We start from the raw sequence: 14,885 nt of genomic DNA on the forward strand, positions 1-14,885 counted from the left end.
CCAGGAGCGTGCCCGTGAGCGAGACCGAGATCCGTGACGACCGGGCGGCGGGCCGCCTGGAGGCGTTCAGCGGGGACGAAGTCGTCGGCCACATCGAGTACTTCACCCTCGACAGCCCCGGGCCCGCCCTGGTCCCCGTCCACACCATCGTCGAGCCCGCCCACGAGGGAAAGGGCATCGCGGGCTCCCTCGCCCGTGAGCTCTACGGCATCGCCGAGCGCGAGGGAATCGTCGTCGCCCCCCTGTGCCCGTACGTCATCAAATGGGCCGAGCGTCACCCCGACGAGGCCCCCGCCGCCGACCCCGACCTGGTGCGCGCGGCGAAGGAGTGGCTGGTGGCCCACCCCGGCCGCTTCTGATGCCGCTCGCCCTTCTGCACACCTCTCCCGTCCACGTCCCGGTCTTCGACGCCCTCCGCGACGCACACCACCCGGGCCTGGAACTGCGGCACCTCGTCGAGGAGCGGCTCCTGGAACGGGCGAGGGAGGCGGGCCCCGAAGCCGTGGCCGAGGATGTGGCGGCGGCCCTGCGCCGTGCCGTCACCGAGGGCGCGCGTGCGGTGCTGTGCACCTGCTCGACCATCGGCGCCGTCGCCGAGGCGGCCGACATCGGCGTGCCGGTGCTGCGCGTCGACCGCCCGATGGCGGCGGCCGCGGTCGCGACCGGCCCCCGGATCGTCGTCCTCGCCGCCCTGGAGAGCACGCTCGGCCCCACGGCGGAACTGATCGAGCAGGAGGCCGAGCGCGCCGGACGCCGGTCCGAGGTGAGCACCCGCCTCGTCGACGGCGCCTGGGCGAGCTTCGAGACGGGCGACACGGAGGCGTACGTACGGCGGATCGCCACCGCGGCCGACGAGGTCACCGCGGCCGACGTGATCGTCCTGGCCCAGGCCTCGATGGCCCTGGCCCAGCACCTGACGTCGACCGCGGTCCCGGTCCTGTCCAGCCCACGTCTCGGCCTCGCGGCCGGGGCCCACGCGGGTGACTGAGCGGCCGAGTCGGGGTACGCGGGGCAGTAGTCCAAAGAGAGCCGTTCATTTCAGGCTGGAGGACGAGATGACCAACCCCTACCCGGACCCGGTCCACCCCGACCCCACCCCGGGTCCGACCCCGGAACCACCCCCGGCCCCCACACCTCCGCCCCCACCTCCGGGCCCCCAACCGGTCCCGGACCCGAACCCGTCCCCGATCCCCCCGGGCCCGGAACCGGTACCCAACCCGGAACCAGGCCCACCGCTCACCTAAGAACCAGGGCAAGGAAAGCCGACCCAGCCCCGCGCTCCCAGGTCGGCTACGCAGAAACCTCGGACCGATCCCCACCCCACAAGGTGTGGAACGACCCCTCCTGATCAACCCTCCGATACGTGTGCGCCCCGAAGAAGTCCCGCTGCCCCTGCGTAAGCGCCGCAGGCAACCGCTCGGCACGCAGCGCGTCGTAGTACGCGAGGGCCGCGGAGAACCCGGGCGTCGGCACACCCTGCCGCGTCGCCGCCACGAGAACCTCACGCCAGTCGTCCTGCGCGGAGGCGATCTCACGGGCGAAGGCATCGTCCGCGAGCAGGCTCGGCAGATCCGCCCTGGCGTCGTACGCCGCGCGAATCCGGTCCAGGAACGCCGCCCGGATGATGCACCCGCCCCGCCAGATCGCGGAGACCGCGCCGAGGTCGATGTCCCAGTCGTACTCCGTCCGCGCCGCGTCGATCTCGTGGAAGCCCTGCGTGTAGGACACGATCTTCGAGGCGTACAGCGCCTGCTCGACCCGGTCGGCGAACGCGGCCGCCTCCGACTCGCTCAGCGGGGACGCCTTGGGACCGGCGAGACCCCGCGAGGCCGCGCGCAGGTCCGCGTGCCCGGACAGGGACCGCGCGAAGACCGCCTCCGCGATACCGGACACCGGCACCCCGAGGTCCAGCGCGATCTGCACGGTCCAGCGTCCCGTGCCCTTCTGCTCGGCCTGGTCCACCACCACGTCCACGAACGGCTTCCCGGTGGCCGCGTCCACGTGCGCCAGCACCTCGGCGGTGATCTCGATCAGATAGGAGTCGAGACGCCCGGTGTTCCAGGTCCGGAAGATCTCCGCGATCCGCGCGGGGGAGTAGCCCGCGACCTCGCGCAGCAACTGGTACGCCTCACCGATCAGCTGCATGTCGGCGTACTCGATGCCGTTGTGCACCATCTTCACGAAATGCCCGGCGCCGTCCGGACCGACATGGGTCACACAGGGCGCCCCGTCCGCTGCCTTCGCCGAGATCTTCTCCAGCATCGGGCCGAGCGAGTCGTAGGACTCCTTCGGGCCGCCCGGCATGATGCTCGGGCCGAGCAGCGCGCCCTCCTCGCCGCCGGAGACGCCCATGCCGACGAAGTGGATGCCCTGCTCGCGCAGTTCGCGCTCGCGGCGCCGGGTGTCGGCGAAGTGCGCGTTGCCGCCGTCGATGATCATGTCGCCGGGCTCCAGCAGCGGGGCGAACTCCTGGATCACCGCGTCGGTGGGCTCGCCCGCCTTCACCATGACGACCAGGCGGCGGGGCCGCTCCAGCGCCGCCACGAAGTCCTTGGCGGTCTCGGCCGCGATGAACTCGCCCTCGTCACCGAACTCCGCCACCAACGCGTGCGTACGCGCAGACGTCCGGTTGTGCACCGCGACCGTGTAGCCGTTGCGGGCGAAGTTGCGGGCGAGATTGCGGCCCATGACCGCCAGTCCCGTGACGCCGATCTGGGCTGTAGTGCTCATACGGTTGGCTCCTAAGGAATCCGGTATCGGTGGTGCCGTCGTGCCCGCCAGTATTGCCGCAGTGACCATCTTGACGTGCCGGTACTTCGACCGCACTTCCGGGTGGTTCAGTGTTCCGCAAGCAGATACGCAGGACAGGGCCGTGCTGCCTCAGGCGATTTTCAACCGGATTTCCAGCCCTGCCTCTCGAGCCACAGCACGACCGATTGCCGTCTTGTCATGGCCTGTTACGGACGCATACTTTTGGCCCTCCTGACGCATGTCGAGGGGGCACCGATATGGCCGTACGCGGCCGGCACCGCCGGTATCAGCCGAACAGGATCAACCGCGCCTCGCTCACCGTCACCGCGGGCGGTGCCGGGATGGCGATCCCGCTCATCGGCACCGGCACCGCGCAGGCGGCGGACGTGGAGACCTGGGACAAGGTCGCCGCGTGCGAGTCGACCGACGACTGGAACATCAACACCGGCAACGGCTACTACGGCGGGCTCCAGTTCGCCCAGTCCACCTGGGAGGAGTACGGCGGCACCCGGTACGCCCCGCGCGCCGACCTGGCCACCAAGGACCAGCAGATCGCGGTGGCGGAGAAGGTCCTCGACGGACAGGGCCCCGGCGCCTGGCCGGTCTGCTCGGTACGGGCCGGGCTCACCCGGGGCGGCGACACACCCGAGGTGAAGACGTCCGCCCCCGACGTGCGGCCGCAGACCACTCCGCAGTCCCGGGCCGGCAAGGCCGAGATGTACACGGTCGTGCGCGGCGACACGCTGTCCACGATCGCCGACGAGCAGGACGTCCGGGGCGGCTGGCAGCGGCTGTACGACGCCAACCGGCAGACCGTCGGAGGGGATCCGGACCTGATCCTGCCCGGCCAGCGGCTGGCACTCGGTGGCAAGTCCGCCACGAAGGCGACCCCGACGGCCGCCAAGTCGAAGCCGGAGCGGGCCACTTCCCAGGAGAAGTCCACTCCCGAGAAGCAGAAGCCCGAGAAGAAGCCCGAGAAGCAGTCCGCGAAGAAGACCATGGTCTCCCCGGTCAGCGCGCCCACCGGCACGCCGTACCACAAGGCGGGCTCCTCCTGGTCGCAGGGCTATCACACCGGCGTGGACTTCCCCGTCGCCACCGGCACCTCCGTGCTCTCGGTGGCCGACGGCACGGTGGTGAACGCGGGCTGGGAGGGCTCCTTCGGCTACCAGGTGGTCATCCGGCACGCGGACGGCCGCTACTCGCAGTACGCCCATCTGTCGGCGATCTCCGTGAAGAGCGGCCAGCAGGTCGGCGCGGGGCAGCGGATCGGCCGCTCCGGTTCCACGGGCAACAGTACGGGCCCGCATCTGCACTTCGAGGTGCGGAGCGGGCCCGGCTTCGGGTCGGACATCGACCCGGTGGCCTACCTGAGGGCAGGCGGGGTCAGGATTTGACGCGGGTCCGGTGCCGGTCCGGTACCGGCATCGGGATGTACGGTCCGCCGTAGAACGGGCCGTACAGGTGCGGTGAGGAGCTGGTCGGGGTCAGTGCCTGGTCCTGCTGGCCGGGTGCCGGGATGCGGGCGCTCGGCTGTTCCGGGAGCACGATCCGCAGCTCCTCGGCCGGGACCGGTTCCGCGGCCGGGACCGGTGCGGCGGGGAGTTCCGGCTTCGGACGGGTCCGCTCGGTGCGCTCGATGCGCTCCGTCGTCAGCAGGATCAGACCGCCCGCCGCGACCACGCCACAGCTCAGCGCGAGCGCGGTGCCGGTGGTGCCGTAGCGGAAGGTCTCGCCGAACATCGTGATGCCGACCGCGGCCGCGATCACCGGGTTCACGACGGTCAGCACCGCCAGCGGGGCGGCGAGTCCGGCGCCGCGGTAGGCGGCCTGCGACAGCAGCAGTCCGGCCGTGGCGAACACGCCGATGGTGGCCAGCGACGGCAGGTCGCCCGCCGTCACCCCGCCGTTCCAGTCGACCGCGACGATCTTCGTGAACACCGAGGACATACCGAAGGCGATACCGGACGCGGTCGCCAGCAGCACGCTGCGCACGACCGGGTGCCGGTGGGCCGCCCGGCCCGCGATCATCAGGGTCACCACGGCACCCGCGGTGACCAGGGCCACGCCGGTCCGCTGCGCGGTGTCGAGGGACTGCGACTCGGACGCGCCGACCAGGGAGAGCAGACCGGCCAGACCGACGGTCGCCATGATGGCGCCGCGCCAGGCGGTCGACCCGGCCTTGCGGCCGACGAAGAGGGCCGCCATGGGCAGCGCGAAGACGATGGTGAGGGCGCCCAGCGGCTGGACCAGGCTCAGCGGTCCGAAGGCGAGGGCCACCACGTGCAGCAGACCGCCGAGGCCGTTGAGCGCCACCGCGGCCCACCAGGACGGCCGGCGCAGCGGTGCGTACTGCTGCTGTCCGGTCGTGGACACCGCGACGTGCTCCTGCACGATCGCTCCGCCCGCGTAGGCGACGGCGGAGACGAGCGACAGCAGCACGGACAACGCGAGGGCGCTCATGAGCTGCTCCTCTGCGTGAGGCGGGGGCTCTTGGTCCCGCGCGGCGAACGGTCGGCTTCCATAGCCAACACGATGCCCTTAAAAGTTCTTCCCGTCGTCGTACCTGAGCAGGCAATGCCTCCTACTGCCGATGGAGTACAAAACGCCCTCCGTCCTCCCCAGGGTGGGTGGCACCCCCTGAGGCCCGTACGACCGGCCTTGGTACTACTGCTCTTCGTGGACCTCGACCCCGAACTCATCGCGCTCCGCCCTCTCGGCGGCTTCTTCCTCCTACGCACCTCCGGAGCTCCGGCCAGGGACCTGCCGACCCTGGCGGAGACCTACGGCGGCGCATCATCGGACGTTTACGAAAATTCTATGACTTTCCGCGTCCGGAAGGTGGCCGAATCCCTGCACACACCCGAGCTGCGGATCGCCGCCTCGGTGGCCCAGCAGGGCCTCGCCGCCCGGCTCTGGTCGGTGGCGCTCGGCTGCGCGCTGCGCTACGGCGGTCTCCCCGACCTCGACCCTGATCTGCTGCGCTGGGACCCTGACGGCAGCGCCCCGGACGACCTGTGGCTGACCGAGGTGCGCCCCTCGGCCGCGGACCCCGTGGACGCCGTGATCCACGGTCACCTGGAACCGCTGACGGCGCTGGTGCACGAGCGCCACCGGGTCGCCGAGGGACTGCTGTGGGGCAACGCCGGTTCCGCGCTCGCCGGGGCCGCCCGGCAGCTGGAGCGGTGGGCCCTGGCGCAGGGCCGGACCGAGGACGCCGTACGCTCCCGGGCCCTGACCACCGCCCTCCTCGCCCATCCCCGCCTCGCGGGCACCCTCGACGCGAACGGGCGGCGGCGCAGCTGCTGCCTCTACTACCGGGTGCCCGGCGGCGGTGTGTGCGGTGACTGCTGCTTCACACGGCCCCCTGGCTCTTCCCCGCGCGCCGCATCTGGGTGACCATGAGGGAACCGGCCGAGACAGGGGGTTGCGGGTGCGAGTGGGACTGCTGACCCGGGAGTACCCGCCGGATGTGTACGGCGGCGCTGGTGTGCATGTGGAGTTCCTCGCCCGGGAGTTGAGGTCCCTGGTCGATCTGGAGGTGCACTGCTGGGGCGAGGGCCGCGCCGAGGGCGTGCTGCGCCACCGGCCCTGGACCGCCCTCGACACCGCCAACGACGCGCTGCGCACCTTCTCCGTCGACCTCGCGATGGCCGCCGCCCTGGAGGGCAGCGAAGTCGTCCACACCCACACCTGGTACGCCAACCTCGGCGGCCACCTGGCCAAGCTGCTGTACGGCGTCCCGCATGTGATGACCGCGCACTCCCTGGAGCCGCTGCGCCCCTGGAAGGCGGAGCAACTCGGCGGCGGATACGCCCTGTCCAGCTGGGCCGAGCGCACCGCGATCGAGGCCGCGGACGCGGTGATCGCCGTGTCGGGCGCCATGCGCGAGGACATCCTGGCCTGTTATCCGGGTCTCGACCCGGCGCGGGTGCGGGTGGTGCACAACGGCATCGACACCGGCCTCTACCGACCCGATCACGGCACGGACGTCCTGGACCGGGTCGGCCTGGACCGGAGCCGTCCGTACGTCCTCTTCGTCGGCCGGATCACCCGCCAGAAGGGTGTGCCCCATCTGCTGCGCGCGGTACGGGACATCGACCCCGCCGCCCAGGTGGTGCTGTGCGCCGGTGCGCCGGACACCCCGGAGATCGACCGGGAGTTCCGCGAGCTGTACGAGGAGCTGAGCCGGGTCCGCGCGGGCGTGCACTGGATCCCGCAGATGCTGCCGCGCCCCGAGGTGATCCAACTCCTCACCCATGCCGCCGTGTTCGTCTGCCCCTCGGTGTACGAACCGCTCGGCATCGTCAACCTGGAGGCGATGGCCTGCGGAACTCCCGTGGTGGCCTCCCATGTCGGCGGGATCCCCGAGGTCGTCGAGGACGGCAAGACGGGGCTTCTGGTGCCGGTGGACGACGACTTCGAGGGCTCCCTCGCCCGCGCCCTGGACTCCGTCCTCGGCGATCCGGAGGGTGCCCGGTCGATGGGCGAGGCCGGACGGGAGCGCGCGGTGGGGGAGTTCGGCTGGGACGCGGTGGCACGCCGTACGGCCCGCCTCTACGAGGAGATCCTCGAACAGGCGTAGGGGACCGTGCGCGGGGGCAGGCATGGATCAACCACGGTGAGGGGAGCGGCCATGCGTCGTGGCGGACCTTCGGTGCTCGGAATCGTGCTGGCGGGCGGAGAAGGCAAACGCCTGATGCCCCTGACCACGGACCGCGCGAAACCCGCGGTCACCTTCGGCGGCACCTACCGACTCGTCGACTTCGTCCTGTCCAACCTCGTCAACGGCGACATCCTGCGCATCTGCGTGCTCACGCAGTACAAGTCGCACTCGCTGGACCGCCACATCACCACCACCTGGCGGATGTCCAGCCTGCTGGGCAACTACGTCACGCCGGTCCCGGCCCAGCAGCGCCTCGGCCCGCGCTGGTACCTGGGCAGCGCGGACGCGATCCTCCAGTCGCTGAACCTGATCCACGACGAACGCCCGGAGTACGTCGCGGTGTTCGGCGCCGATCACGTGTACCGCATGGATCCTCGGCAGATGCTCGCCCAGCACATCGAGTCCGGGGCGGGGGTGACCGTGGCCGGGATCCGCGTCCCGCGCGCCGAGTCCTCCTCCTTCGGGGTGATCAGCCCCGGCTCCGACGGGCAGACGGTGGAGCGGTTCCTGGAGAAGCCCGCCGACCCGCCCGGCCTCGCGGACGACCCCGAGTCCGTGTTCGCCTCGATGGGCAACTACATCTTCACCACCAAGGCCCTCGTCGAGGCGCTCCAGCGGGACGCCGAGGACGAATCCTCCGTGCACGACATGGGCGGCTCGATCCTGCCCCAGCTCACCGACCGGGGTGAGGCCCAGCTGTACGACTTCAGCGCCAACCACGTGCCCGGCGAGACGAGCCGGGACCGGGGGTACTGGCGGGACGTCGGCACGCTGGACGCGTACTACGACGCCCATATGGACCTGATCGCCGAGCGGCCCGCCTTCAACCTCTACAACCGGCAGTGGCCGATCTACACCCACTCGGGCCAGCTCTCCCCGGCCAGGTTCGGCGCGGGCGGTATCGCGGGGGAGTCGATCATCAGCGCGGGCTGTCTGATCCGCGGCCAGGTCACCCGGTCCGTGCTCTCGCCGGGTGTGATGGTCGATCCCGGGGCGGTGGTCCAGGGCTCGGTGCTGCACGACAACGTGCGCATAGGCCGGGGCGCGGTGGTGCGCGGGGCGGTCCTGGACAAGAACGTGGAGGTACCGCCGGGCGCGACGATCGGCGTCAACCCGGAGCGGGACGCCGAGCTGTACACGGTCTCCAAGGCCGGGGTCATCGCGCTGGGGAAGGGTCAGCAGGTGTCCTGACCTCGCGCTCGGCGTGATCCCTGTTGCTTCTGTGAGGGAAGAGGCGGGAGATGCACCCAAGGGGTTGGACTTAATCTGCTGTTAACTGTGCGTAGCTTGATCGTACTTGACCGTAATCGCTCAAGGGCGATTGACTGCTTGCCCACCCGTCGTCGACGCGAGGCAAGCCCTTGACTTCTGACCTGCTGGCACCTCTCGACCTGGCGTTCTGGAACATCGAGTCCGAGCGGCACCCGATGCACCTCGGCGCCCTCGGGGTCTTCTCCGCGCACTCGCCCACGGCCGGGGCCCACGCCGCCGACCTGCTCGCGGCCCGCGCCGCGGCGGTCCCCGGACTGCGGATGCGGATCCGGGACGTGTGGCAGCCCCCGGGCTTCCGGCAGCCGCTCGCCTTCGGCGGCGCCGCCCGGGAACCCGCCCCGGACTTCGACCCGCTCGACCACGTACGGCTGCACGCCCCGGCCGACGACTTCCAGGAGGTCGCCGGACGCCTCATGCAGCGCCCGCTGGAGCGCGGCCGGCCGCCCTGGGAGGCGCATGTGCTGCCCGGCGCGGACGGGGCCTCCTTCGCGGTGCTCTTCAAGTTCCACCACGCCCTGGCCGACGGGCTGCGCGCGCTGACCCTCGCCGCGGCCGTCCTCGACCCGATGGACCTGCCCGAGCCCCGGCCCCGCCCCGCCGAGCCCGCTCGCGGGTTGCTGCCGGACGTGCGCAAGCTGCCCGGCCTGGTCCGCGGCGCCCTGTCCGACGTGGGCCGGGCCCTGGACATCGGCGCCTCCGTCGCCGTATCGACCCTGGGAGCGCGCACCACCGCGGCCCTCACCGCCGAGGGCAGCGGCACCCGGCGCACCGCCGGAGTCGTGATCGACCTCGACGATGTGCACCGGGTGCGCAAGGCCGTCGGCGGCACCGTCAACGACGTGCTGATCGCGGTCGTCGCCGGCGCGCTGCGGCGCTGGCTCGACGAGCGCGGGGACGGCAGCGAGGGCGTCACGCCGCGCGCCCTCATCCCGGTGTCCAAGCGCCGCCCGCGCACCGCGCACCCGCAGGGCAACCGGCTCTCCGGTTACCTGATGCGGCTGCCCGTCGACGACCCCGACCCGGTGCGCCGCCTGGGCACCGTCCGCGCGGCCATGGACCGCAACAAGGACGCGGGCCCGGGCCGCGGGGCGGGTGCCGTGGCGCTGCTCGCCGACCACGTCCCGGCGCTCGGCCACCGGCTCGGCGGCCCGCTGGTCAGCCAGGCGGCCCGGCTCTGGTTCGACATCCTGGTCACCAGCGTCCCGCTGCCCAGCCTCGGCCTGAAGCTCGGCGGCAACCCGGTCACCGCGGTCTTCCCCTACGCGCCCCTGGCCCGCGGCCAGTCCCTGGCGGTCGCCGTGTCGACGTACCGCGGGGCCGTCCACTACGGCCTGGTGGCCGACGCGGAGGCGGTACCGGACCTCGACCTGCTCGCCGCGGCGCTCTCCGCCGAGGTGGAGACGCTGATCACCGCCTGCGACCCTTGACCTGACCGCTTTTTGGTCCTTACGCCCGGCGCTCCGTAGAATTCCCCGTTCGAAAGCGGACGCGGTCGGAGCGCCGCACGGGTGAGCAGGGAAACGGCAGCGGCGATGACGGTGACAGAGGAAGGCACGGCGACCACGGAAGAGGTCGTGTACGGCCCCGGCATCGACCCCGAGCGGCTGGCCGTGTGCCTCGGCGTGCTGGACGAGCTCGACCGGCTGGAGGTCGACCACCCCGACGCGATCGCCGTGCGCCGGGCCACCGCGGGCATCTACCGCACGGTCAAGCAGCGCCGCCGCCAGGAACGCCGGGCCGCCAAGACCGCCCACGACAAGTCGGTCACCGAGGCCACGGCGACCGGCTCCGCCCAGCGCATCGACGACGAGACCGAGGGCATCCTGCCGTCGTCGGTCACCGAGGCGGGGAGGATCGCGGGGATACTCCAGCGCCCGCGCTCCTGCTACACCTGCAAGACCCGGTACGTGGAAGTCGATTACTTCTACCACCAGCTCTGTCCGGAATGCGCCGCCCTGAATCGCACCAAGCGGGACGTCCGCGCCGACCTCAGCGGCAAGCGGGCCCTGCTCACCGGCGGCCGCGCCAAGATCGGCATGTACATCGCGCTGCGGCTGCTGCGCGACGGCGCGCACACCACCATCACCACGCGCTTCCCGAAGGACGCCATCCGCCGCTTCAAGGCCATGGACGACTCCGCGGACTGGATCCACCGCCTGGAGGTCGTCGGCATCGACCTGCGCGACCCGGCCCAGGCCGTCGCGCTCGCCGACCGGATGACCGAGGCCGGCCCGCTGGACATCCTGATCAACAACGCGACCCAGACGGTACGGCGGCTGCCGTCGGCCTACGGCGCGCTGGTGGAGGGCGAGTCCGCCCCGCTGCCCGCCGGTGAGCTCCCCGCCCACCAGGTCATCGGCGCCTTCAACTCCGGCGCGGTCGACGGCCTGACCGCGCTGCCGCTCGGAGGCTCCGGTCTGGACGCGCAGAAGGTGGCCGACCTCGCGCTGGTCGCCGGCAACGCCAGCGTGGAGCGGCACCGCGACGGCACCGCCATCGACGCGGGCGGCCTCGTCCCCGACGTCGTCGACACCAACACCTGGGTGCAGACCATCGAGCAGATCTCCCCGGTGGAGCTGCTCGAAACCCAGCTGTGCAACTACACGGCGCCGTTCATCCTGATCAGCAAGCTCCGCCCGGTGATGGCCGAGGCGGCGGCCAAGGCGGTCTCCGGGCGCGCGTACATCGTCAACGTGTCCGCGATGGAGGGTGTGTTCGGCCGCGGCTACAAGGGCGCGGGGCATCCGAACACCAACGCCGCCAAGGCGGCCATGAACATGGTGACCCGGACCAGCGCCCAGGAGATGTTCCAGTCCGACGGCATCCTCATGACCTCGGTGGACACCGGCTGGATCACCGACGAACGCCCCCACTACGACAAGCTCCGCCTCGCCGAGGAGGGCTTCCACGCCCCCCTCGACCTGGTCGACGGCGCGGCCCGGGTCTACGACCCAGTCGTCCGCGGCGAAGCGGGCGAGGACCTGTACGGCGTCTTCATGAAGGACTACGCGCCGGGCAAGTGGTAGGTCAGCCGGGGTCCGCTCCCGGCGTGCGCGCCCGGAGCGCCTCGTGCACGGCGCTCCCCTGACCGGCCCAGGCCGCCCGCACCCGCGTCCCCCCGTCCACCACCAGATCGGCGCCCGTCACCCACCGGGCCGCGTCCGAGGTGAGCCAGACGACGGCTCGGGCGATGTCCTCCGGCTCGCCGATCCGGCCCATGGGCAGGGAGTCGGCGATCCGCCGCTCGGCGTCCTCCCAGACGAACCGGGCCATCTCGGTGCGGATCAGGCCGGGGGAGACCGAGTTGACGCGGACCTTCGGGGCCAGTTCGCCCGCGAGCTGGCGGGTGAGGTGGAGCAGGGCCGACTTGCTCGTGCCGTAGGCGCCGACGTTCGGGCCCACGTGGCCGGCGCCCTCGGTGCAGATGTTGACGATCGCACCGCCGTGGTCGCCCATCCAGGCCCGCCAGGCGTGCTGGGCCAGGCGCAGGGGTGCCTCGACGTTCACCGTGAACGCGGTGCGCCAGTCGAGGGGGTCGACGGTCATCAGCGGGCCGTAGGGCCGGTTGGTCGCCGCGTTGTTGACGACTATGTCCAGGCGGCCGAATTCGGCTACGCACAGGTCGGTCAGGGCGTGGAGGTGGGCCGGGTCGGACACGTCACCGGACAGGCCCCTGCCGCCCAGGTCCGCAGCCGTGCGCTCCACTTCCGCCACGTTCCTCGCCGTCACGCACACCCGCGCCCCCGCCTCCGTCAGCGCACGGGCGACGGCCAGGCCGATACCCCGGGTCGCGCCGGTGACGACGGCGGCCCTGCCCTTGAGTCCGTACGGCGTCGTCATCGCCGTACCGTCTCATGACGGTCCGTCAGTCGACAGCCCCCAGGCGGGAGTTACGGGCCGCGAGGAGTTCCAGCACCGTGCGCCAGTCCTCCAGGACACCGGCGTCGAAGGCGGCGTCGCGGCCCTCCTCACTCGCCTGCCGCAGCCGTAGCAGGTCCTCGTCCAAGGGGGCGGCGGGGTGGCCGCCGGCGCGGACGAGGTGGGCCACGCGCTCGCCGAGCAGCGGGCGTACGGCGTCCGCCGCGCAGTCCGGCTGGGCGGATCGGTCGCCGGGTCTGAGTAGCGGGCCGATCGCCTGGACCAGGCCCGCCACCTGGAGTTCCTTGTCGGCGGGGCGGCTGCGGCGCAGCAGTGCGGCGGTGCGCAGCGCGTGCAGGTGCGGATCGGCGCCCCCGCGGCCGGGGGCGGACCGTGTGCCCCGGCAGGCGTACAGCAGATCCATCAGCTCTTCGACACCGCGCAGCTCCATGCGCCAGTCCTTCCGCCGGACAAGCCGTTGCCGTCCGTCAGCAGATCATGGGCGGCTTGCGATACGGCCAACGGGACCTGAACTGCGCGGTCGATGGGGTGCGGGGCGACGCGAGTGACGGGGGGAGGGGAGAAAACAGGACGACTTCAGACAGTAACCCCGAGTTTTCAGCGCTATCGAGCGGGCATCCGCTCATTTGGTTACTCTGTAGCGGACGGACAGCAGCACTGGGTCCCACCCAACACCCATGGTCCGTCCCGGGACACGCTGGTTCACATCGGCCTGCTCCGAACGAGAAACCGGCGCCACCGCGTCCGAATCGCATCGACTCATACCCGAGCGGGCTCCAGACGCCGGGCGCAGCGGCCCGGCGCAGGTGGTCCCGAGGGTGACCCGACACATAAGGAGTGCGCGGTGACACCGGAGAAGACGCAGCACGATCAACGCCCCAAGGAGCGTCCGGAACGAGCGGGCCGCCGGCCCGGAGAACTCGGCAGCCTGGACGTGTGGGCCCGGTCCGCCCCGATCCGCCTCGCGGGTTACGAGGACGACCTCGCCGAACCTCACATCCTGCCCAGCGTGGACTGAAGGCGCCGAGCAGGATCCATCCGAAGGTGACGATCGCATGGGCGTGCGAGACTGGCGCCCATGCTGATCAGAGAAGCCGTGGCCGAGGACTGGCCGCGGATCTGGCCTTTCTGGCATCGCGTCGTCTCCGCCGGCGAGACGTACTCCTGGGACCCGGACACCTCCGAAGAGGCTGCCCGGGTCCTGTGGATGAATCCGCCCAAGCGGGTCTACGTCGTCGAGGACGAGACCGGCGCGATCGTCGCCTCCGCCTACCTCACCCCCAACTACGGCCGCCCGGCCGCCCATGTCGCCAACGCGGGCTTCATGGTGGACCCGGACCACGCGGGCCGTGGCATCGGCCGCCTCCTGGCGGGGCACGTCCTGACGGCCGCCAAGGCGCAGGGCTACCGCGCGATGGTGTTCAACTCCGTCGTCGAGACCAACCCGGCCGTGGGCCTGTGGACGTCGCTGGGCTTCACGATCCTCGGCACGGTCCCGGAGGCCTTCGACCATCCCCGGCACGGGCTGGTGGGGCTGCACATCATGCACAAGGCCCTGTGAGGGCCCGGCAGCGCAGCATTTCCAGCGGGGGGTTGGCGGCGTGGTCCGCCCAGAAGGCCGCGCCGAACTCGCGCACCCCGGCCTCGGACACCTCCAGGGACACCCAAGTCAGCTCACCGAACCCGGCCGCCGTCAGGGCCGCTTCATAAACCTCGCGGCGCGGGGCCGCGACCTCGATCCCGATCGGCGGGTCCAGCAGCGCCGTGACCCTGAAGCGCGGTCCGGTCTCGGTCTCCTCGCCGGTCGGCTCGCAGCGGAAGCCGTACTTCTGAAGGACCGCCGGGTCGGGCCGGTAGTCGGGCGACTGGCAGAGCACGAAGAACTCGCCCCCGGGCACCAGGCTTTGGTGCACACGTCGGCACATCCGCTCCAGAGTGGCGATGTCCGGCGCGTAGTTGAGCAGCTGGACGCCGGTGGCGATGTCGAAGCGCCGCTCCGAGGCGGCCAGTTCGGCGACGTCGCCCACCTCGTAGCGCACGCCCAGCGGATCCAGGTCCTCCAGCTTCCGCGCCGCGGCGACCATCTCCCCCGAGATGTCGATGCCGAGCACATCCGTGGCGCCGCGCCGCTTGAACTCCCGGCTGTAGAAACCGGTGCCGGAGGCGAGATCCAGAACCGACTTGCCGCGCACGTCCCCGACCAGGCCAAGGAAGCCCGGCACCTCCGCATACCGCGTGAGCGGCAGGGACTTGAAGCCCTCGAACGCCTCACCGATCTTGTCGTACTGCTGCACGCTCACCGTCGTGTCCTTCCGCT

The 14,885-nt window shown here is 71.6% G+C and carries 15 protein-coding genes; 10 read left to right on the forward strand and 5 right to left on the reverse strand.

Annotation, left to right across the window (positions count from 1 at the left end):
- The first annotated feature begins 14 nt into the window (after window positions 1–14).
- Window positions 15–359 (forward strand): GNAT family N-acetyltransferase, encoded by a 345-nt coding sequence (locus STRCI_RS35200; protein WP_269663019.1) that lies wholly within the window; start codon window positions 15–17, stop codon window positions 357–359.
- Window positions 359–988: an aspartate/glutamate racemase family protein gene (locus STRCI_RS35205; RefSeq protein ID WP_269663020.1), complete on the forward strand. Its 630-nt coding sequence runs from the start codon at window positions 359–361 to the stop codon at window positions 986–988. The genes STRCI_RS35200 and STRCI_RS35205 overlap by 1 nt, the downstream gene beginning before the upstream one ends.
- 302 nt (window positions 989–1,290) lie before the next feature.
- Here STRCI_RS35205 and gndA read toward each other — a convergent pair whose 3' ends face one another.
- Entirely contained in the window at window positions 1,291–2,730 is a 1,440-nt protein-coding gene (gene gndA, locus STRCI_RS35210; RefSeq protein ID WP_269663021.1) for an NADP-dependent phosphogluconate dehydrogenase, read from the reverse strand.
- Window positions 2,731–3,008: 278 nt separating this feature from the next.
- Here gndA and STRCI_RS35215 point away from each other — a divergent pair, with 278 nt between their 5' ends.
- Entirely contained in the window at window positions 3,009–4,148 is a 1,140-nt protein-coding gene (locus STRCI_RS35215; protein WP_269663022.1) for a transglycosylase family protein, read from the forward strand.
- Here the strand turns inward: STRCI_RS35215 and STRCI_RS35220 are convergent.
- Window positions 4,138–5,214 (reverse strand): DMT family transporter, encoded by a 1,077-nt coding sequence (locus STRCI_RS35220; protein ID WP_269663023.1) that lies wholly within the window; start codon window positions 5,212–5,214, stop codon window positions 4,138–4,140. The genes STRCI_RS35215 and STRCI_RS35220 overlap by 11 nt on opposite strands.
- A 198-nt stretch (window positions 5,215–5,412) precedes the next feature.
- Between STRCI_RS35220 and STRCI_RS35225 the strand changes: the two genes are divergently transcribed.
- From STRCI_RS35225 to STRCI_RS35245, 5 genes are all read left to right on the forward strand, one after another.
- Window positions 5,413–6,150 (forward strand): (2Fe-2S)-binding protein, encoded by a 738-nt coding sequence (locus STRCI_RS35225; protein WP_269663024.1) that lies wholly within the window; start codon window positions 5,413–5,415, stop codon window positions 6,148–6,150.
- Between the two features lie 34 nt (window positions 6,151–6,184).
- Window positions 6,185–7,336 (forward strand): glycogen synthase, encoded by a 1,152-nt coding sequence (gene glgA, locus STRCI_RS35230; RefSeq protein ID WP_269663025.1) that lies wholly within the window; start codon window positions 6,185–6,187, stop codon window positions 7,334–7,336.
- A 51-nt stretch (window positions 7,337–7,387) separates the two neighbouring features.
- On the forward strand, window positions 7,388–8,608 hold the full coding sequence (gene glgC, locus STRCI_RS35235; protein WP_269663026.1) for a glucose-1-phosphate adenylyltransferase: 1,221 nt from the start codon (window positions 7,388–7,390) through the stop codon (window positions 8,606–8,608).
- A gap of 170 nt (window positions 8,609–8,778) precedes the next feature.
- Entirely contained in the window at window positions 8,779–10,116 is a 1,338-nt protein-coding gene (locus STRCI_RS35240; RefSeq protein ID WP_269663027.1) for a wax ester/triacylglycerol synthase family O-acyltransferase, read from the forward strand.
- A 105-nt stretch (window positions 10,117–10,221) separates the two neighbouring features.
- A complete protein-coding gene (locus STRCI_RS35245; protein WP_269663028.1) occupies window positions 10,222–11,715 on the forward strand; it encodes an SDR family NAD(P)-dependent oxidoreductase in 1,494 nt (497 codons plus the stop codon).
- Window position 11,716: 1 nt separating this feature from the next.
- On the opposite strand, the gene STRCI_RS35250 is transcribed toward STRCI_RS35245, so the two are convergent.
- Together STRCI_RS35250 and STRCI_RS35255 are read right to left on the reverse strand one after the other, a co-directional pair.
- Complete coding sequence (locus tag STRCI_RS35250) at window positions 11,717–12,529, reverse strand: SDR family oxidoreductase (protein ID WP_269663029.1); 813 nt, start codon at window positions 12,527–12,529, stop codon at window positions 11,717–11,719.
- Between the two features lie 25 nt (window positions 12,530–12,554).
- On the reverse strand, window positions 12,555–12,998 hold the full coding sequence (locus STRCI_RS35255) for a hypothetical protein (protein ID WP_269663030.1): 444 nt from the start codon (window positions 12,996–12,998) through the stop codon (window positions 12,555–12,557).
- Window positions 12,999–13,412: 414 nt separating this feature from the next.
- Here STRCI_RS35255 and STRCI_RS35260 point away from each other — a divergent pair, with 414 nt between their 5' ends.
- Window positions 13,413–13,586, forward strand: coding sequence for a hypothetical protein (locus tag STRCI_RS35260; protein ID WP_269663031.1), 174 nt, complete (start codon window positions 13,413–13,415; stop codon window positions 13,584–13,586).
- Window positions 13,587–13,646: 60 nt separating this feature from the next.
- Complete coding sequence (locus STRCI_RS35265) at window positions 13,647–14,129, forward strand: GNAT family N-acetyltransferase (protein WP_269663032.1); 483 nt, start codon at window positions 13,647–13,649, stop codon at window positions 14,127–14,129.
- On the opposite strand, the gene STRCI_RS35270 is transcribed toward STRCI_RS35265, so the two are convergent.
- Entirely contained in the window at window positions 14,110–14,868 is a 759-nt protein-coding gene (locus STRCI_RS35270; protein WP_269663033.1) for a class I SAM-dependent methyltransferase, read from the reverse strand. The genes STRCI_RS35265 and STRCI_RS35270 overlap by 20 nt on opposite strands.
- Between the last annotated feature and the right edge of the window lie 17 nt (window positions 14,869–14,885).

Origin of the sequence: Streptomyces cinnabarinus (assembly GCF_027270315.1) — a bacterium.
Lineage (GTDB): Bacteria > Actinomycetota > Actinomycetes > Streptomycetales > Streptomycetaceae > Streptomyces > Streptomyces cinnabarinus.